The organism is Pseudomonas frederiksbergensis, from assembly GCF_003732705.1.
Lineage (GTDB): Bacteria > Pseudomonadota > Gammaproteobacteria > Pseudomonadales > Pseudomonadaceae > Aquipseudomonas > Aquipseudomonas frederiksbergensis_F.
The window spans coordinates 646070-663831 of the sequence record NZ_MOBR01000009.1 but is presented as its reverse complement, the minus strand read 5'-3'; the positions used below and the strand labels follow the sequence as shown (position 1 = coordinate 663831).

Sequence of the window (17762 nt, the reverse complement as noted above, 5' to 3'; positions counted from 1 at the left end):
TAAGGTGAGGGAACATGGATCAATTGGCATTGAAGGCTATCGAGCACATCGCAGGGCAAGCCCGTGCGCCTTACAAAATCATCGCAGTGGACCGTCTGACGCCGATCATCGGCGCCGAGGTCAGCGGCGTGGACCTGGCGCAACCGTTGAGCGACGAACAGCTCGCAGAAGTGCGCCGCGCCTTTCTGGAGAATCATGTGCTGGTCTTCCGCGACCAGCACCTGACGGTGGAACAGCACAAGGCGTTTGGCCGACTGTTCGGCGAACTGCGGGCCTTGCCGGTGGAGGACATCGATGGCGATGACCCGGAGCTGGTGGTGATCCGCGCCAACGCACAATCGCGGTTCGTCGCCGGGGAAACCTGGCACACCGACGGCACCGCCGACCTGGAACCGTCTATGGGCTCGATGCTGTACGTCAAGGAAACCCCGGCCATCGGCACCGGCGGCGACACGCTGTTCGCCAACATGCACCTGGCGGTTGAAATGCTGTCACCCACGATGCAGCAGTTCCTGGGTGAGTTGACGGCGATCCATGATGGCGAGATTCCGTGGAAGGGCTTCCAGCCACCGGCCAATCTGCCCAAGACCGAACACCCGGTGGTGGTCCGTCACCCTGAAACCGGGCGCAAGACGCTGTTCGTCAATTCCGGGTTTACCTCGCACATCGTCCAGTTGTCGGGCGGCGAGAGTCAGATGCTGTTGAACATGCTGTTCGACCTGATCGCACGGGAACCGATCCTCAGTTGCCGCGTGCGCTGGGCGCCCAACACCCTGGTGTTCTGGGACAACCGCTGCACCCAGCATCACGCGGTCTGGGATTATTTTCCGCATTCGCGCTATGGCGAACGCGTGACCATCCTCGGTAAACAACCCCGCGCTTGAAGGCACAACACTTCCCCTGTGGGAGCGAGCTTGCTCGCGATAGCGGCGTATCAGGCGATAACAATGTCGACTGACACACCGCTATCGCGAGCAAGCTCGCTCCCACAAGGGGTAAATTTCATACAGGGGAGGTGGCTGACACCACCTCCGGCTGACTAACCCGCAACACCCGATACCCCAGCAACCCAATCGGAATACACGCCAACGCCAACCCCCAGAACAACAGCGCACCACCAAAATGCGCAATCACCACCGCCCCCAGCAGCGGTGCCAGGGCCGAGCCAAACCCGGCCAGCATCGAAATCCCGATAAAACTGCCGCGCATGCCCGGTGGCGCCAGGCGATCAATCAGCGTGCCGAACAGCGGCATCACAATGATTTCGGCGAAGGTGGCGAAGACCACGGCAAACAGCCAGCCCGCCCACCAGGCCCCGGTGTTCAGCGCAATGATCGCGTGCGCGACCATCAGGCAGCCCAGCGCCATCAGGTAGGCGGTCTTGTCGGCGAGGGCGATCAGCCAACTCATCAGGAACAGGTGCACCACCAGCACCACGGCGGCGTTGGTGAAACTCATCATGGCGATGATGTGGTTGATGTCGTCGACGCTCAATTGCAGCAGGTAAAAAGTCAGCGGTTCATCGATTTGCGCGTAGACCAGCACCAGGAAAAAGTTGGCGACGATGATCGACAGGAACAGTTTGCTGCCGAGTATCGCGCGGAAAATATCCCGCAGCGGTGGCGAGACGGTTTTCTTCAGGTGCGGATTGCCCGACCGCGCGCGGGCGGCGTTGAGAATGGTCAGCGTCAGCACGGCGTAGACGCACACGGCAATGGCAAACACACCGTCGCTTTCATGGTTGGCAAACCACAAGCCGATCAGCGGGCCGATGGCCGCCGCGCAATTGACCACGTAATAACGGATATGAAAAAGGAAGGTGCGCTGGGCATCATCGACTGCCGTGTCACTCAACAGCATGCGCAACAGCGGCTCGAGAATGCTCTGGGACAGCGCCATACCGATGATCGCCACGAAATAGCTGGTCTGCCCAGGCGCAAGGCCCATCAACAGATAACAACTGGCGCACAAAGCGCAGCCGAAGAGCATCAGGTTGCGCGAGTTGAAGCGATCCCCCAGCAAGCCACTGAGCGGCGACAAGGCAATCGAGATCAATGCGCCGAGGGCCAGTTGCGCGCCAATCTCGGTGATCGGTGTGCCGAAGCGTTTATTCATTGCCACGGCAATGAACGGCCAGATCATGAAGGAGGCGACCCGGGCCAATCCGATCCCGAGCAACAACCAACGCGTCGGATGGGGCAGGGCACGCAGAGAGGCCAAGGTGTTCGGGCGCTGACTCATCAAGTGAGTCGACGCTGGTAGATCAGGTCGTCAAACCATTGATCACCAATCTGATAGGCCTGGGGTACGCGGCGGTCAAACACGAAACCGCATTTCTCCAGCACCTTGCACGAGGCGATATTGCCGTCGGTCACGGTTGATTCCAGCGACTCCAGGCCGATAGAAGCGGCGTAGTCGATGATCGCGATGCGTGACTCCGTGCCGAACCCCTTGCCTTGGAACTCCGGCAACAGCAAGGTGCCGACTTCGGCGTGACCCGGCGACAGAATGCGGAAACCACTGACCCCCAGCGCCTGTTTGCTGGCCTTGTCGACGACCACCAGACACAACCAATGATCGGACTGCGGCGTCCACGCCGGGAGCCGGTGATCGAAGCCTTTGCGAATCTGCTCTTCGGCAATTTCGCCGAATACGAACTGCATGGTTTGGGGTTCGGAGTGAAGCCTGAGGAACAGCGGCCAGTCAGACTCGACCATGGTCCGGAAATACCGCCGCTCAGTGTGTAACGCCAGCATCCATTGCTCCTTGCTTGATCGATAAGGGACAGGCACTTTTACGCGGCACGCCTGCAAAGAGCAATGCTCGGTGGCATAAAGTGCACCGTCGAATTGCTCGACACACGCTGACTAATGAAAGGCGCCGGAACTGTCACAGGGCGATATCAGGAAAAGGCGGGCGGTTAATAACGGATGACGAAACAAGAGTGCAGCAATCCATTCAGGTAAACGCAGAGCTGATTGAACTGTCTATTGCACTTTTAAAGGAAATAGCCTCACGGGGGAGCCATAAATAAGATGCCGCTATTTATGAGGCGTTCGCCTTTTTCATGGCATGCGCTAACTTTGCTCTTAATAATGGCGTGTCCACTGGTTAGTGACGTGAACATGTTTCATGAATGGAAAGGTCGCCAGCAGGATTAAAGTCCTAACTCAAGTTCGTATAGAGCACTTAGCGGCTGTCGACGCCGAATAAGTCGGGATTGCCCGTTAACCAGTAGTACTTCAGGCAACAGCGGCCGACTGTTGTAGTTGGAGGACATTGAAGAACCGTAGGCACCGGCGTCATGGAATACCAGTAGATCACCTACTTTCGCCTGGGGAAGCGATTGTGGCCGGAGCGCTTGTTCATCCTGGGTGAAAATATCGCCGGACTCGCACAGAGGGCCACCGACAATCGTGGGCTGTTGCGGGCGATCAACCGGCTGGCCATTGGCGTCGATCAACGTCATATGGTGAAAGGCGCCATACATGGCTGGGCGCATCAAGTCGTTGAAACCGGCGTCAACCAGTACATAGTTATGCTTTCCCATGCGCTTGACCGCCCGCACTTCGCATACCAGATAGCCAGATTCGGCCATCAGGAATCTGCCTGGTTCTATCTCCATGCGCACCGAATGGCCCAGTAGAGCCTCGATTTCCTGCTTCGCCGCTGCCCAGGTCCGCGCATAACGCTGGATATCCACTGCAACGTCTTCGCGGTGATAGGGCGTCGAGAGTCCTCCGCCGATGGAGAACGCCTCGATATCCTGGCCCAACGAGCCCACCAACAGGACCATCGCCCGCGCGACCTGTTCCAGATGCGAGTAATCCACTCCCGAGCCGATGTGCATGTGCACACCCACCAGCTCCAGGCGAAATTCTCGTATCACGGCCAGCGCATCCTGAATCTGCTCATGCCAGATACCGTGTTTGCTGTTTTCTCCACCTGTATTGGTCTTGCGGCTGTGCCCGTGTCCGAACCCGGGATTGATACGCAGCCACACGCGGTGTCCCGGCGAACACTCGCCTAACTGGCGCAACATGTCGATGGAACCGGCGTTGACCTCGACGCCCAGCTCAACGACGCGCTTCAGGGTCGTTTGGTCGAGAAGGTCGCACGTGAATACGATGCCGGCGGGAGAACCACTGGCGCGAAAACCCGCGATCAACGCGCGCTCCACCTCACCGATGGACACGGCGTCTACCTGTAAACCTTGCTCATGCATCAGGCGCAGGATGTGCAGGTTGGAACAGGCTTTTTGCGCATACCGGATGGTGTCGAATTCACGCAAGCTGTTGACTCGTTCACGAATCGTCAGCGCGTCATAACACCACAGCGGGGAGCCGTGGAGCTGCAACGAGTCAGCCAGGAGTGTGAACGGTGAGGGACGTGTCATGACACTTGCTCTAAGGGAATGCCGGTGCAGCATGCCCGTCCGTACGCATGTATAAAAATAGCTTTTTTTTTGAGAGCCATTCATATCTGATATGCCTTCCCTCATCGACTTCAGGAAGAACAGGTGAAGATTTCACTACGGCAGATTGAAGTATTTCGCTCCATCATGCTGGCAGGCAGCGTCACCGGGGCGGCTCGTTTGCTGTTCACCTCGCAGCCAACGGTCAGTCGCGAGCTGGCCCGGCTCGAACTGGTTTCCGGCTTGCGGTTGTTTGATCGCGAGGGAGGCAGGTTGCTACCGACCGCCCAGGCCTTGATGCTGCTCGATGAGGTTGAGCGCTGCTATGTCGGCCTGGAGCGCATCGATCATTACGCGCAATCCATCCGCAATTTCGAGCACGGTCGGCTCGCCCTCACGTGTCTTCCATTGTTTTCGCAGACGTTGCTACCGAAGGTGTGCCGGCGCTTTTATCAAGCGCATGCGGGTATCAGCGTGAGCATCGTGTCACAGGAATCGCCATTGCTTGAGGAGTCGCTTGTGACGCAGCAGCACGACCTCGGGCTGATCGAAGTGCACCAGGTGCCGCGCGGTACACGCGGCGAGTTACTGTTCAGTGCCGATCTGGTATGCGTCCTTCCACCGGGGCATCCCCTGGCGGCGAAAACGGTCCTTTCACTGGAGGATTTTCATCAAATCGACTTCATCAATCTTGCCAGTCTGGACATTTACCGGCAGACACTCGATGAGCACTTTCGCCAGGCACAGGTCAATCGGCGCACCGTGATCGAAACGGGTAACGCGGCGTCGGTCTGTGCCATGGTCAGGCAAGGATTGGGCGTGGCCATCATCAATCCACTGACCGCGTTGGCGGAGGCGGGGCGCGATCTGGTCATTCGGTCGCTCAACTTGTCAGTGCCCTATCGCGTCATGTTGATCCGGCCGAATCATCGGCCGGCATCGGTATCCGTCGACGCCTTCTGCGAGGTGCTGCGCGAAGAGGCACAACTGAGCGTCGCCGGGATAAAAGAGGCGGTGTCTGGCAACACGAATGTTGCCGGATGATTTTCGATAGCATTACAAAAGCCATGTAAGCCGTTGTTCACGGAAGAACAGAGGCAAGAATATATGTATGCTTTTTTGATATACCCCATTTTTAAAAAAATGATTGACGGAGTTTTTGCGGAACAATACTGTCTCGCCACCTGACCCCCAAGAATGGATCCAAACCATCTAAGTCAGGTAGTCAAAAATCGGGTTAATGGAATAACTGAGCAGGTGATTATGGATGACCGTGCCTTTCGAATAAGATTCGCTAAACGTTTTTAAACACCCTTACCGGCCAACTAACTGTGCATTCGTCTGCTCGGTGAGTACCGTGGATCCGCTGTGCTTGATGCAAGCGGTTTTACGTGTGCCTGCTGTTGGACAGGGCGCCGAAGTTGTCTTCTCATCTGCATATAATAAGGAGCGTTATATGTCTGGACAGCATCATTTTTTAATGACACCAGGCCCGCTGGCTTTAAGCGACGAAGTGAAAGCGCAGATGCAGTTCGATATGGGCTCGCGCGATCAGAGTTTCAAAGATATAACCGCTTCGATGCGCGAACGGATAATCGACCTGATCGAAGGGAACGGCACGCATTCAGTTGTCCCCATTCAGGGCAGCGGTACCTACGGCATTGAAGCCGCGTTGGCCTCTTTCATCGGCTCGTCCGATCGTCCGCTCGTTTGCATCAACGGTATTTATGGCGAGCGAATACTGAAAATTCTGAAGCTGCGGGGCGTGCAGGCCGTCAGCATGAACGCCTCGAGTGATCAACCGCTCTCGGTCGTCGATATCGCTGCGTACCTGGAGCAGGACCGCACGATCACCCACCTGTGCTTCGTGCATTGCGAGACGACAACCGGCGTCATCAATCCCCTCGATGCCATCGTGGCTCTCGCCAAACGACGCGGCATCCGGACGATAATCGACGCGATGAGTTCTTTTGGCGCCGTCGACATCAGTGCCAGGCGAACCGGCTTCGATGTGCTGGTGACCTCCAGCAATAAATGCATCGAGGGGCCACCGGGCGTAGCGTTCGTGATCGCATCGCTGGAACTGCTGCGCAACAAGGGTAACCCGATCAATTCATTTGTCCTCGATGTCCGGGACCAGTGGCGGAGTTTCGAGCAGACCGGCGAATGGCGATCCACGCCACCTACACACGTGATCCAGGCGTGTGCAAAAGCGCTGGACGTGTTGACTGTAGAAGGCGTGATTGGCCGCGGCGAACGTTACGGCGCGGTGCGTGACGAAATCGTCCGCGCGGTCGGACGCTATGCATCGCCGCTTCTGAACGCTCAAGTGCGCTCACCTGTCTGTCTGGCGCTCACGGCGGACGGGATCATCGATACCCAGCAGGATTTCGATGCGCTGTACGTGCATCTCGCCACCTACAACCTCTACATCTATTCCAAGCTGCATCCTCAGACACGCAGCTTCAGGATCGGATGCATCGGCTCCATCAAACCGGCATGGATCCTCCTTCTGACGACTGCGTTCCGCGATTTCTTCGACGGGTCCAGAAGTACCGCAAAGGCGTCAATCCACCTCGAATCTGAACTCGTCCAAGAGGTTTTGTAGTATGTCTCGGTATCTTCCCAGCTCGCAAATGTCTACCGAAACTGCATTGCTGCACGCCGGTTATCGACACGACCCCGTCACCAAAGCTGTCGCGGTGCCCATTTACCAATCCACGGCTTATGAACTCGACGGCGATCTTGCAAGGATTGCCGACATTTACAACGTCAAGGAAGACGGTTTCACTTACACGCGAATCATCAATCCGACCACACGCATTCTGGAGCAACGCTATGCCGCAGTGGATGGCGCCGCCGATGCGCTCGCCGTGGCCTCGGGGCAAGCAGCGACATTCCTGGCCCTTGTGAACCTGTGCAGTGGTCGGCCCGGCGATAACGTAGTGGTATCGAAGTTTCTGTACGGAAACTCATGGAATCTGTTGTTCAACACGTTCAAGCGACTCGGTATCGAAGCCCGCTCGGCCGATCCCCGCGAGCCTTCGTCGTTCGAGCAGTTGGCTGACAATAGAACCATCGCGTTCTTTGGCGAGGCATTTTCCAATCCGTGCCTGATTCCACTACCGATCGCGGCGCTCGCCGAAATCGGCAAGCGCCTGGGCATTGCACTGGTGGTCGACAACACGACCACGCCACTGGTGTGCCGACCCGCTTCCTTAGGCGCCGCTATCACCACGTATTCGGCAACGAAATACATCTGCGGCCATGGCACGACGCTGGGTGGGTTGGTGGTCGACAACAAGAATTTCGACTTCGACGATCCTGTCCGCTATCCCTTGTTCAATGAGCCCGATGAGGCGCATGGGGGAATACTCTGGCGCGATGCTGTACACAAACTGGGAGATCTCGGTGCCAGCGCTTATCTGTTGAAGACGCGCATGACCTGGCTTCGCGATACCGGTGCCGCGATCAGCCCGTTCGCCAGTTTTCAGTTGATTCAAGGCCTCGAGACCCTGCATCTGCGCATGCAACGTCAATGCGAAAACGCCGCCGTGGTGGCCAGTTTCCTGCAGCAGCACCCGAAGGTCAGGAGCGTTTCGTATCCGGGGCTCACCACCGGACGTGATCGCGAAATCGTCGATGAGCTGGTCGATGCCCGGGTCGGTCATGGCGCCATGATCATGTTTGAACTGGACGACGAGGCTGCCGGCCGGACGTTCATTCAGAACATCCGGCTGATGTATCACGTTTCGAACGTGGGTGATGCGCGAACGCTCGTGACGCATCCCGTCTCGACCACCCACACCACCGTTCCGAAAGCGCAACGCGAGGCCGCAGGGATATTCGACGGATCGATTCGCCTGTGCGTGGGCATCGAGACCGTGAACGACGTGATTGACGATATTAAACGCGGGCTCGACGCCATCTGATAGCCAATCCGGCAAGGAAGATCACTCTATGGAAACGTCTCAGGCGTGGAAACTGCGCAACAAGCGGTTCAAAACCTTCCAGTTTTCCCGCGACATCATGCGCGAGCTGGCCCAATTGCGGCCGGACAACATTACCGGGGCGCTGTATGTGCTGAAGGATTACCTGGTCATGTTGGCCTGCGCATTCGCCACGGTTCAGATCAGTTGGTGGCTCTATCCGATCGCAGTGCTGATCATTGGTGCGCATCAGCGCGGTTTGACGACGATTTCGCACGATGCCGCTCACCGGATACTCGCAAAAAACAAGTGGTGGAACCATTTCCTTGGCACGACGTTCGCCGCCTATCCGATCTTTCAGAAGCATTGGGCCTATCGCGTTTCCCATGTGCATCTTCATCACCCGCACCTGGGCGATCCCGAAAAAGATCCCGACCTGCAGTTCTTCATCAAATCCGGGGTTTATGAGGTCCGCGAGCCGCGCGAGTATCAGTTTTCGATCGTCTGGAAGGCTATTTTTGGCGGGGCCACGCTGCGCTATCTGAAGTACCTGTGGCACAACCGCTTTCTGATCTCGGACAAAGAGGACAAGAGTGTTGACAAACGCGGCGCCGCGATTGATTCCTTCGGATTCGTGGCCTTCTGGGTGATCGTCATTGCCGGCTTCGCCATGGCCGGTGCCCTGCATTTATTCGTGCTGTTCTGGCTGATTCCGTACCTGACCGCGTTTCAGATATTGGGCTGGTTCACCGAGATCGCCGAGCACTCGCCGATGTGCGAGACCGAGGAGCAAAACGTCTATCTCACGCGTAACCGAAAAGGCAACCTGATCGAGCGGGTGCTGTTCGGCGTGAATTTCGACGAGTACCACCTGGAGCACCATCTCTCGCCTGGGGTGCCATTCTGGCTGTTGAAACGCGCGCAAGAGATTCGCCTGCGTGATCCGGACTACGCCGAGGTCGCCGAGTCCTGGGGTGGCCTGTTCGTAAGCGGCCCCAAGGGGCAACCGAGCGTCATTCGTCAGTTGCTTGATCGCAATCGTCGTCTCTACGACGCGCAGCATGCGTCCCTCGCAACGGCGGAGCACCCGCAATGACGGCCATACCCCGAGATGTCCGTCGTGCCGTCGTCGGCGTGACGGCCAATCGTCAGCTTCACGATGGTGTTCACCGAGACTGGTTGCGGCGGCGTTACATCGAGGCGCTCGAGCGGCATGCCTGCGTTGAATGCGTGATCCTGCCGACGATCGACGGCGATCTGTCGCGGGAGGAAACCCTGCGTAAATTTCGTGGGGTGATGTCTCGCCTGGATGGCCTGGTGTTGACGGGCGACGAATCGAACCTTGACCCGGATATTTTCAACCTGCAGCAACGGGCCTGGAATCGCGCCTCGGACGACGTGATCCCCGGTGAGAGGGACCGACCGAGGGATCGCCTGTCGAGTATTGCCTTGTCGGTCGCGATTGAGCTCGCCATGCCAATCCTCGGAATCTGCCGTGGCTTGCAGGAGATGAGCGTTCATCGCAGTGGCTCGCTGCATGTCGATTTGTCAGCGGCGGGCGAAGGTGTCGTGCATAGCGAGAACCCGAACGTGCCGCGCGATCAGCAGTATCTCCCCGTGCACACGGTTCAGGTCGTACCCGGCGGGCTGCTGTCGTCCATCGTCGGGGAGGGGGATCTCTACGTCAATTCGCTGCACAACCAAGGGATCACCGAAGTGGCGTCCGGTGTTCAAAGGGAAGCGGTTGCCGAGGATGGCGTGATCGAAGCACTGTCCTACACCACGTCAGGGACCTTTCAGTTCGGGGTGCAGTGGCACCCCGAATGGCACGCCGCCACGGATGCCACGAGCCAGAAGATATTCAGTGCATTCGGAAACGCATGCCATGCCTATCAATCAACGGGGCCATTGTCGGGTTAGCGGCCCGGCCGTTTTCGGCAATCCGGTTCCCCGTCCATTTCAATCACCTCTACAAGCCCATCGGCGGATTTATGGATTTACATTTGCTGTTGTTGTTTGCCGTTGCTTTTACGGCCGCAGTCGCCGTGCCCGGGCCGAACGTCGCGTTCGCGGTTGCCCAGGCACTCAAACATGGACTCAAAACGACGTTGCCGGGGGCATTCGGTTTCGGACTCGCAACGGCGGTACACGCGACGGTGGTGCTGTCGGGTGTCGGTTTACTCATCCATGACAACCGCTGGATCCTGACGTATCTGCGATGGGTCGGGGCGATCTATCTCGCCTACCTCGCGTTCAGCGCCTTCTTCGCGAAGTCCGGATCGAGCAACGCCGAGGCTGAGAATTCAAGCCCGAAAAAGATGTTCGTCGATTCGTTTCTGGTTTCCCTGACTAACCCCAAGGGGTGGTTGGCGAGCCTGCTCACTTACCCGAGCTTCATCAGCCCGAATGTTTCGTACACCACCCAGGCCATCGCCCTGAGTCTGACGGCGATGGTCATTTCGCTTTCGATCTATGGCGGGTACATGTTCCTCGCCCACAAAGCGCGCGCGGCTTTCGACAACAAATCCGCACTCAACAAAATAACCGGCGTGATTTACGCGGTCGTCGCGTTGTGTCTGGTCCTGCTTCCTTATTGAGCGACCTGAATCAACGACGACTTATCGATAAACGGACGATAAACAAGGAACACCATGATCTTCGACTACATAGTGATTGGCGGTGGCAGCGCGGGTTCGGTCATCGCTCGACGGCTCGCCGATGCGGATATCGGGTCGGTCCTGCTCATCGAAGCAGGCCCGGCCGACGAGGGCGTTCCCGCCATGATGGATATCTCTCGTCTGTTTGAACTCGATTCCAGCACGGACTGGGGATTTCTGGCTGAACCTACGAAGAATTCCGGACGCCATCTGACCTATTCGCGCGCTCGGATGTTGGGCGGCTGCGGCAACCACAACGACTGTGCCTACCTTGTACCGCCGCTGGCGGATTTTGATTCATGGCACGATTTGGGCGCCGAGGGGTGGTCGGGAAAAGACGTCATGCCCTATTTCGAGCGCCAGAAAGAACGCATCACCATTGAGCAGCGTCCGGAACGTCATCCGGTGTCCCGCGCGTTCATCGAGGCGGGTGTCGAGCTGGGATTGTCAAAGGTGGACTTTCGCGAAGGTGTCGAGCCTGGCATCGGCATGCTGACCTTGAACGCAAACGGGCGCCTGAGGAGTTCGTCGTCCGTCGCCTACCTCCACCCGTTGACGTCCTTGCCCGCGAACCTGCAGATCCTGACCGACACGCTCGTCACCAGAATCGAGTTCACAGGCAGCGTGGCCAGTGCCTGCCTCACCGATAAGGGGCGCATCACCGCCCGACGGGAAATCATTGTTTGCGCAGGAAGCATCCAGTCTCCGCAGCTTCTTTTGACCTCGGGAATTGGCGATGCGGCCGAGCTGCGAGACCTGGGCATCGACGTGATCCACGACAGTCCAGGTGTCGGCAAGCACCTGGTCGATCACTACTCGGTACCGGTAATTTTCGAGACAACGGAGCCGGTATCGGAATGGGACGTTACGCCGTACGAGGCCATCGCCATGTTGCAAACCATACCCGGTGCGCAATCGGCGCAGAGCCAGGTACAGCTGGGCCTGACGGCCGGCTGGGTCAACGGGCGATTCGGTGACGACTACCAGGCGTCGGCGCCGAAACCGAGAACCATCATTGCGCTGGAGCCGAATGTCGCGATAAGCCGGAGCCACGGGACAGTGAAAATCACCTCTGCGGACATCCGCGTAGCGCCGACCATCGAACTCAACTACCTCTCGGATGCCGAGCACTACGACGAAGATGTTCTGTTTGAGAGCGTTAAGTTTTGTCGCCGGCTGGGGCAGACGCAGGGCTTCAAAGACATTATCAGCCGGGAACTGTCTCCCGGTCCCGACGTTGTTCACGAGAGCGATCTGCGTGAATTCATCCGCAATAACTGCCAGACCTACTATCACGCCTCCGGCACCTGTCGAGCGGGTTCCGCTGATGATCCGAACGCCGTTCTCACCCCCGATCTGAAGGTCAAGGGGGTTTCCGGGCTACGTGTCTGCGATGCCTCGATGTTCCCGGCGATGGTGTCGGTCAACATCAATGCAACCGTGATGATGGTCGGAGAGAAGGCCGCTGATCTGATCATCTCCGATGCCAGACAATTCGCTTCGACCGCATCGGGCAACTGACTTTGCACGCAACGCAGTCTCTGGCCAATCGATGCCGAGGTGGGCCAGAGGCTCGGGCGTGATCCTGTCGGTCGCACGCCGACGCAGGAAAAATCACTGAACAAACTGCTGAATAAATCGCAATTCCAGTCTGGTTTGCGTGATCGATGCCAACTGCACCAGCAGGGCCGAATCGTTTTACACCTGGCGTAGGTTTGACCCACAACGGAGGCTTGGAAGCCCATGTCGATCAGAATTCCCAAAGGTTTGCCTGCACTGTCCGCGCTCGAAACAGAAGGCGTCATGGTGATGGACGAAGAGAGCACGGTGTATCAGCATCACCGCCCGCTGCGCGTGGGTTTGCTCAACCTCATGCCCGACAAGATCAATACGGAAATCCAGTTTGCCCGCTTGCTCGGCGCCACACCCCTGCAGGTCGAGCTGACACTCGTCAAGATTACCAACCATGCGCCCAAGAACACGCCGGCCGAGCATCTGGCCTCGTTTTATCACGACTGGTCGGACATAAAGGATCAGAAGTTCGACGGATTTATCGTGACCGGGGCGCCAATCGAAATGCTGCCGTTTGAACATGTCAGCTACTGGGACGAGCTCACCCGCATCTTTCGCTGGACGCAGACCAATGTGCATAGCAGCTTAAACATCTGCTGGGGGGCTCAGGCGGCCATGCATTACTTTCATGGCATGCCCAAATATGCACTGGATGAAAAAGCCTTTGGCGTGTTCAGGCATCACGGCCTGAAAACCGACTCGCCGTACCTGAAAGGCTTTTCCGATGATTTCAATATCCCGGTGTCACGCTGGACAGAAATGCGCCACACCGACATTCCTTCCGACAGTGGCCTCTGTGTACTGATTGACTCGCCGGATACCGGGCTCTGTCTGCTCAATGACCCCAAGCATCACGCGCTGCACTTCTTCAATCACATTGAGTACGACTCACACACGCTTGCCGACGAATACTTTCGTGATCGAGACGCGGGGAGGGGAATCCGTCTTCCGAGAAACTATTTCCCTGACGACTGCGATACCCGGTCGCCAAGAAACCAGTGGCGCAGTCACGCGCACCTGCTGTTCGCAAACTGGATCACCCAGATTTTTCAGACCGCCCCAGCCGATCCGGGGAGGATCGGCAACGATCGGGTATTCCCGCCCGCCGTCGAGATGAAGCACGTTGAAACGCACGCCCCATCGTCGCTTCAGGGGCCTGCGGTGCAACGAATTGAAATGGCATCTTCTTCTTGATCATTGGGTGAACTACATGAGCATGACATTCGAAGAATTGAAACAGGCAGTGGCCTCTGGCTCGATCGACACTGTGCTGGTTTGCATGGTGGACATGCAGGGACGCTTGATGGGCAAGCGTTATCATGCGGATTTTTTTGTCCGTCACGGTTTTGAGGAAACGCACGCCTGCAATTATTTATTGGCCGATGACATGGAAATGCTGCCGGTGCCGGGTTACACCGGCGCCAGTTGGGCGCAGGGGTACGGGGACTTTTTGCTCAGGCCTGATCTCTCCACCCTGCGGCGCCTGCCATGGCTCGACGCGACTGCATTGGTAATCTGCGATGTACTGGATCATCAGGGGCGGCCAGTGGTCCATTCACCGAGGCACATTCTGCAGAAACAGTTGCAACGGCTGGCCGATCGAGGCATGAGCGCCTGCTTTGCATCGGAGCTGGAATTCTATTTGTTCGATGAGTCTTATGAAGGGCTATCGAGCAAGAAATATAGCAATCCGCAGACATTTGGCCGCTACAACCAGGATTACAACATTCTGTCGACAACCCGCCAGGAATCGGTGATGCGCCCGATCAGAAACGGGCTGCACGGCGCGGGAATAACCATTGAATGCACTAAGGGCGAAGGGGGCGCGGGGCAGGGTGAAATCAATGTCCGCTACGCCGATCCATTGCTGATGGCTGATCACCATACGATCATCAAGCACGGCAGCAAGGAGATCGCGGCGCAGCATGACAAAGCGATCACCTACATGGCCAAGTGGAGCCATGACCTGGCAGGTTCCTCCAGCCATGTGCATGCCTCATTGTGGTCGCTGGACGGCAGACCGCTTTTTCATGATGACGAATCGCCGCACGGCATGTCTGAATTGATGCACCAATACCTTGGCGGCCTGCTGAAGTATTCGAAAGACATCACCCTTTTTCTGGCGCCCTACATCAATTCCTATAAACGATTCCAGACCGATACATTCGCACCGACCAAGGTTGCCTGGAGCCACGACAATCGAACAGTCGGTTACCGTGTTTGCGGCGAAGGTACGAGTGCCGCCCGGGTGGAATGTCGCATCGGCGGTGCCGATCTGAATCCGTATCTTGCGTTTGCGGGCCTGATTGCGGCGGGCCTTGCGGGCATAGACGAGCAGTTGGATTTGCCGGGCTCGTTTGTCGGCGACGCTTATCGGGATACCGAACTGCCGGAAATTCCGAAAACCCTACGGGACGCCACCGAGATAAGTTCAAAGTCGATATGGTTGCGCGAGGTGTTGGGAAACGAGGTTGTCGATCATTATGTGCACGCCGCGCACTGGGAACAGTCCGAATACGACCGGCGTGTGACAGATTGGGAACTGGTCAGGGGATTTGAGCGAAGTTAAGGGGCAGGGATGCACCCTGCCACGCATTATGGACAACCAGGGGATTTATCCTTTGTTTGCCCAAACCCCCGTCGCCGCCGTGCGCCGGACATAATCGCTGAAGTCCCGCGCCGGCCGACCCAACGCACGCTGCACGCCATCGGCGAGCGGTGTGTTGCGGCCATCCAGCACCGTGGTGAACAGATACAGCACCAGGTCGATCACTTCATCCGGCAATGCTTCCTGCTCCAGTGCTTGGCGATAGTCGTGCGCCGAAATGCTGGTGAAATGGATATCGCGGTTTGTCTCGCGGGCGATTTCCTTGACGGCTTCGGCAAAGGTCAACGCGCGCGGGCCGGTCAATTCGTACAGTTGATTTGAGTGCCCCGGCTGGGTCAGCGCCGCGACCGCGATCTCGGCAATGTCTTCAGCATCGATGAAGGGTTCCGCGATGTTGCCCACGGGGAGGACGAATTCCCCTTGCAGGATAGGTTCGAGGAAATGCGCCTCGCTGAAGTTCTGGGCAAACCAACTGGCGCGCAGGATGGTCCAGTCGATTCCGCTGCTTTGTACGACATGTTCCGCTTGTTCAGCTTCGATCTCGCCGCGCCCGGAGAGCAGCACCAGTTTGCGCACGCCGCTATTAACCGCCTGATTGGTAAAGGCCTGAATCGTTTCGAGTGCGCCCGGAACGGCGAGGTCCGGTTGAAACGAGACGTAAACCGCGTGAATGCCATCCAACGCGGCGGCCCATGTGCTTTGATCGTCCCAATCGAAGGCAGGACTTGCCCCGCGCGAGCCGAGGCGAACAGGCCGGCCCGCCGCTTTCAATCGCTGCGCAATCCGCCGTCCGGTTTTGCCAGTCGCGCCAAGAATCAGGATGGTTTCTTGTTCGGTTTTCATCGATTCATCTCTCTTGGGTTAATATGAGCGATGCTCACGTTGAAAAGATGATAGTCCCTCATGTTTTGCTGTCAACGGGCAGAATTGACGAGCCCGACGTACGGCGGATGCTAAAGTGAGCCTATGTCATGTTCTTCAAAGGGAGATTTACCCTAGTGCCCAAGAAAATTATTGAAGCCACTGTTTCGGAGCCAACACGGCGCAATCCCACGCAGCAGCGCAGCCGCGAGCGCCAGGAACGCATTCTCGCCGTCGCCACTGAATTGATCGCGAGCAAGGGCAGCGACCAGGTAAAAATGAGTGAAATTGCTGAACGCTCGGAGATCTCGATCGGCTCGCTGTATCAGTACTTTCCCGACAAAAGCTCGGTGATTCGCACCTTGGCCGAGCGTTATAACGCGGAAAGTCGTCGCTGTATCGAAGAAGCGTTGGACGTTGTTGTGGATGCGCAGGGCCTGCAAGCCGCCTATTCAGGCCTGCTCGATGAGTATTACGAAATCGTTCTGGCGACGCCGGCGATGCGGGATATCTGGTCCGGCATGCAGGCGGACAAACAGCTGATGGCGCTGGAACTGCAGGAGAGTCGTATTGCCAGCGGGTTTTTGGCCGACGCGATGCTGCGGGTGTACCCGGACAGCGATGCGCGGCAGGTTCGCGAATCCGCATTTCTGATCTGGCATCTGGGGGAGGCGACCATGCGCCTGGCCATCTCCTGTGCACCTGAGGAAGGGCGTGGGCTGGTCGATGGGTTCAAGCGCATGTCGTTGCGCGAAATCATGGCGCCGGCGGCTGAATCGAGCGAGGCCGATCCAGCCGCCGAAGTGATCCGTTAAAGCAAATCATCCGCCTGGTGCCGCTCAGGCACTTGGCTCGCCTCATCGCCCCATGTCCGGTTGACCCGCTGGCCACGAATGACCGCCGGCCGATTGGCGATGTCCTCGGCCCAGCGCTGCACGTGGGTGTATTCCTGGGCCGAAAGAAATTCCGCCGCCGAGTACACGTTGTCCCGCACCAGTTGGCCGTACCAGGGCCAGACCGCGATATCGGCGATGGTGTAGTGATCACCGGCCAGATAAGGGCTTTCAGCAAGACGGCGATCCAGCACATCCAGTTGACGCTTGGCCTCCATGGTGAAGCGGTTGATCGGGTATTCAAGCTTCTCCGGCGCGTAAGCGTAGAAATGCCCGAAACCGCCGCCCAGGTAAGGCGCCGCGCCCATCTGCCAGAACAGCCAGTTCAAGGTTTCGGTGCGTCCTGCCAGATCGGAGGGGAGGAAGGCTCGGAACTTTTCCGCCAGATACAGCAGGATCGAACCGGACTCGAAGACGCGAATGGCGGGCTCCACACTGCGGTCCAGCAATGCCGGGATCTTCGAATTGGGGTTGATCTCGACAAAGCCGCTGGAGAACTGGTCACCGTCGTTGATGCGGATCAGCCAGGCATCGTATTCGGCCTCGCTGTGCCCAAGCGCCAGCAGCTCTTCAAGCAGAATGGTGACCTTCACCCCATTGGGCGTGGCCAGGGAATAAAGCTGCAACGGATGCTTGCCGACGGGCAGTACCTTGTCATGGGTCGGCCCTGCGGTCGGGCGGTTGATGCTGGCGAATTGTCCGCCGGACGGGGCGTTGTTTTTCCAGACCTTGGGCGGAACATAGGACGCTTTGCTCATGAGACGAACCTTATGGGTTGCTGGCTGTGATCACGTGAACCGCGGATGGACAGTTCACGTAGCGGACAGG

The 17762-nt window shown here is 57.7% G+C and carries 16 protein-coding genes; 11 read left to right on the top strand and 5 right to left on the bottom strand.

From position 1 onward, the window contains the following. The first annotated feature begins 14 nt into the window (after window positions 1-14). Window positions 15-884, top strand: coding sequence for a TauD/TfdA dioxygenase family protein (locus BK667_RS14245; RefSeq protein ID WP_123597985.1), 870 nt, complete (start codon window positions 15-17; stop codon window positions 882-884). A 118-nt stretch (window positions 885-1002) separates the two neighbouring features. Here the strand turns inward: BK667_RS14245 and BK667_RS14235 are convergent, their stop codons facing one another. The 3 genes from BK667_RS14235 to lysA all read right to left on the bottom strand — a co-directional run bounded on the left by BK667_RS14235 (window position 1003) and on the right by lysA (window position 4396). Further along, on the bottom strand, window positions 1003-2241 hold the full coding sequence (locus BK667_RS14235) for an MFS transporter (protein WP_123597984.1): 1239 nt from the start codon (window positions 2239-2241) through the stop codon (window positions 1003-1005). Continuing rightward, a complete protein-coding gene (locus tag BK667_RS14230) occupies window positions 2241-2756 on the bottom strand; it encodes a GNAT family N-acetyltransferase (protein WP_123597983.1) in 516 nt (171 codons plus the stop codon). Before BK667_RS14230 ends, BK667_RS14235 begins: the two co-directional genes overlap by 1 nt. Window positions 2757-3157: 401 nt before the next feature. Further along, complete coding sequence (gene lysA / locus BK667_RS14225) at window positions 3158-4396, bottom strand: diaminopimelate decarboxylase (protein ID WP_123597982.1); 1239 nt, start codon at window positions 4394-4396, stop codon at window positions 3158-3160. 123 nt (window positions 4397-4519) lie between these two features. On the opposite strand from lysA, the gene BK667_RS14220 reads away from it, so the two are divergent. From BK667_RS14220 to BK667_RS14180, 9 genes are all read left to right on the top strand, one after another. Further along, window positions 4520-5458: a LysR family transcriptional regulator gene (locus BK667_RS14220; RefSeq protein WP_123509455.1), complete on the top strand. Its 939-nt coding sequence runs from the start codon at window positions 4520-4522 to the stop codon at window positions 5456-5458. Between the two features lie 412 nt (window positions 5459-5870). Beyond that, on the top strand, window positions 5871-7022 hold the full coding sequence (locus BK667_RS14215) for a 2-aminoethylphosphonate--pyruvate transaminase (RefSeq protein ID WP_123597981.1): 1152 nt from the start codon (window positions 5871-5873) through the stop codon (window positions 7020-7022). A 28-nt stretch (window positions 7023-7050) separates the two neighbouring features. Next, a complete protein-coding gene (locus tag BK667_RS14210) occupies window positions 7051-8346 on the top strand; it encodes an O-acetylhomoserine aminocarboxypropyltransferase/cysteine synthase family protein (protein ID WP_259698035.1) in 1296 nt (431 codons plus the stop codon). Between the two features lie 97 nt (window positions 8347-8443). After that, window positions 8444-9439: a fatty acid desaturase family protein gene (locus BK667_RS14205; protein WP_259698034.1), complete on the top strand. Its 996-nt coding sequence runs from the start codon at window positions 8444-8446 to the stop codon at window positions 9437-9439. Next, a complete protein-coding gene (locus BK667_RS14200) occupies window positions 9436-10263 on the top strand; it encodes a gamma-glutamyl-gamma-aminobutyrate hydrolase family protein (protein ID WP_123597979.1) in 828 nt (275 codons plus the stop codon). Before BK667_RS14205 ends, BK667_RS14200 begins: the two co-directional genes overlap by 4 nt. Before the next feature lie 71 nt (window positions 10264-10334). Then, entirely contained in the window at window positions 10335-10940 is a 606-nt protein-coding gene (locus BK667_RS14195) for a LysE family translocator (protein WP_123597978.1), read from the top strand. Between the two features lie 54 nt (window positions 10941-10994). Further along, complete coding sequence (locus BK667_RS14190; RefSeq protein ID WP_123597977.1) at window positions 10995-12521, top strand: GMC family oxidoreductase; 1527 nt, start codon at window positions 10995-10997, stop codon at window positions 12519-12521. A 222-nt stretch (window positions 12522-12743) separates the two neighbouring features. Beyond that, a complete protein-coding gene (locus tag BK667_RS14185) occupies window positions 12744-13766 on the top strand; it encodes a homoserine O-succinyltransferase (protein WP_123597976.1) in 1023 nt (340 codons plus the stop codon). Window positions 13767-13788: 22 nt separating this feature from the next. Continuing rightward, the gene (locus BK667_RS14180) at window positions 13789-15141 is read left to right on the top strand and encodes a glutamine synthetase family protein (protein WP_123598019.1); all 1353 of its coding nucleotides are present in this window, start codon (window positions 13789-13791) and stop codon (window positions 15139-15141) included. Between the two features lie 45 nt (window positions 15142-15186). On the opposite strand, the gene BK667_RS14175 is transcribed toward BK667_RS14180, so the two are convergent. Further along, window positions 15187-16023 carry a Rossmann-fold NAD(P)-binding domain-containing protein gene (locus tag BK667_RS14175; protein WP_123597975.1) on the bottom strand — a complete coding sequence of 279 codons (837 nt, stop codon included), beginning with the start codon at window positions 16021-16023 and terminating at the stop codon, window positions 15187-15189. 128 nt (window positions 16024-16151) lie between these two features. On the opposite strand from BK667_RS14175, the gene BK667_RS14170 reads away from it, so the two are divergent. Continuing rightward, the gene (locus BK667_RS14170; protein WP_123597974.1) at window positions 16152-16856 is read left to right on the top strand and encodes a TetR/AcrR family transcriptional regulator; all 705 of its coding nucleotides are present in this window, start codon (window positions 16152-16154) and stop codon (window positions 16854-16856) included. Here the strand turns inward: BK667_RS14170 and yghU are convergent. Continuing rightward, a complete protein-coding gene (gene yghU, locus BK667_RS14165; RefSeq protein ID WP_123597973.1) occupies window positions 16853-17692 on the bottom strand; it encodes a glutathione-dependent disulfide-bond oxidoreductase in 840 nt (279 codons plus the stop codon). The two genes, BK667_RS14170 and yghU, sit on opposite strands and share 4 nt — an antisense overlap. Between the last annotated feature and the right edge of the window lie 70 nt (window positions 17693-17762).

Excerpts from the sequence above, each read along its gene's own strand:
- yghU (WP_123597973.1), bottom strand. The coding sequence starts at position 17,692 with ATGAGCAAAGCGTCCTATGTTCCGCCCAAGGTCTGGAAAAACAACGCC.
- BK667_RS14200 (WP_123597979.1), top strand. The coding sequence starts at position 9,436 with ATGACGGCCATACCCCGAGATGTCCGTCGTGCCGTCGTCGGCGTGACG.
- BK667_RS14195 (WP_123597978.1), top strand. The coding sequence starts at position 10,335 with ATGGATTTACATTTGCTGTTGTTGTTTGCCGTTGCTTTTACGGCCGCA.
- BK667_RS14230 (WP_123597983.1), bottom strand. The coding sequence starts at position 2,756 with ATGCTGGCGTTACACACTGAGCGGCGGTATTTCCGGACCATGGTCGAG.
- BK667_RS14210 (WP_259698035.1), top strand. The coding sequence starts at position 7,051 with ATGTCTACCGAAACTGCATTGCTGCACGCCGGTTATCGACACGACCCC.
- BK667_RS14215 (WP_123597981.1), top strand. The coding sequence starts at position 5,871 with ATGTCTGGACAGCATCATTTTTTAATGACACCAGGCCCGCTGGCTTTA.
- lysA (WP_123597982.1), bottom strand. The coding sequence starts at position 4,396 with ATGACACGTCCCTCACCGTTCACACTCCTGGCTGACTCGTTGCAGCTC.
- BK667_RS14180 (WP_123598019.1), top strand. The coding sequence starts at position 13,789 with ATGACATTCGAAGAATTGAAACAGGCAGTGGCCTCTGGCTCGATCGAC.
- BK667_RS14170 (WP_123597974.1), top strand. The coding sequence starts at position 16,152 with ATGTTCTTCAAAGGGAGATTTACCCTAGTGCCCAAGAAAATTATTGAA.
- BK667_RS14190 (WP_123597977.1), top strand. The coding sequence starts at position 10,995 with ATGATCTTCGACTACATAGTGATTGGCGGTGGCAGCGCGGGTTCGGTC.
- BK667_RS14205 (WP_259698034.1), top strand. The coding sequence starts at position 8,444 with ATGCGCGAGCTGGCCCAATTGCGGCCGGACAACATTACCGGGGCGCTG.
- BK667_RS14185 (WP_123597976.1), top strand. The coding sequence starts at position 12,744 with ATGTCGATCAGAATTCCCAAAGGTTTGCCTGCACTGTCCGCGCTCGAA.
- BK667_RS14235 (WP_123597984.1), bottom strand. The coding sequence starts at position 2,241 with ATGAGTCAGCGCCCGAACACCTTGGCCTCTCTGCGTGCCCTGCCCCAT.
- BK667_RS14245 (WP_123597985.1), top strand. The coding sequence starts at position 15 with ATGGATCAATTGGCATTGAAGGCTATCGAGCACATCGCAGGGCAAGCC.
- BK667_RS14175 (WP_123597975.1), bottom strand. The coding sequence starts at position 16,023 with ATGAAAACCGAACAAGAAACCATCCTGATTCTTGGCGCGACTGGCAAA.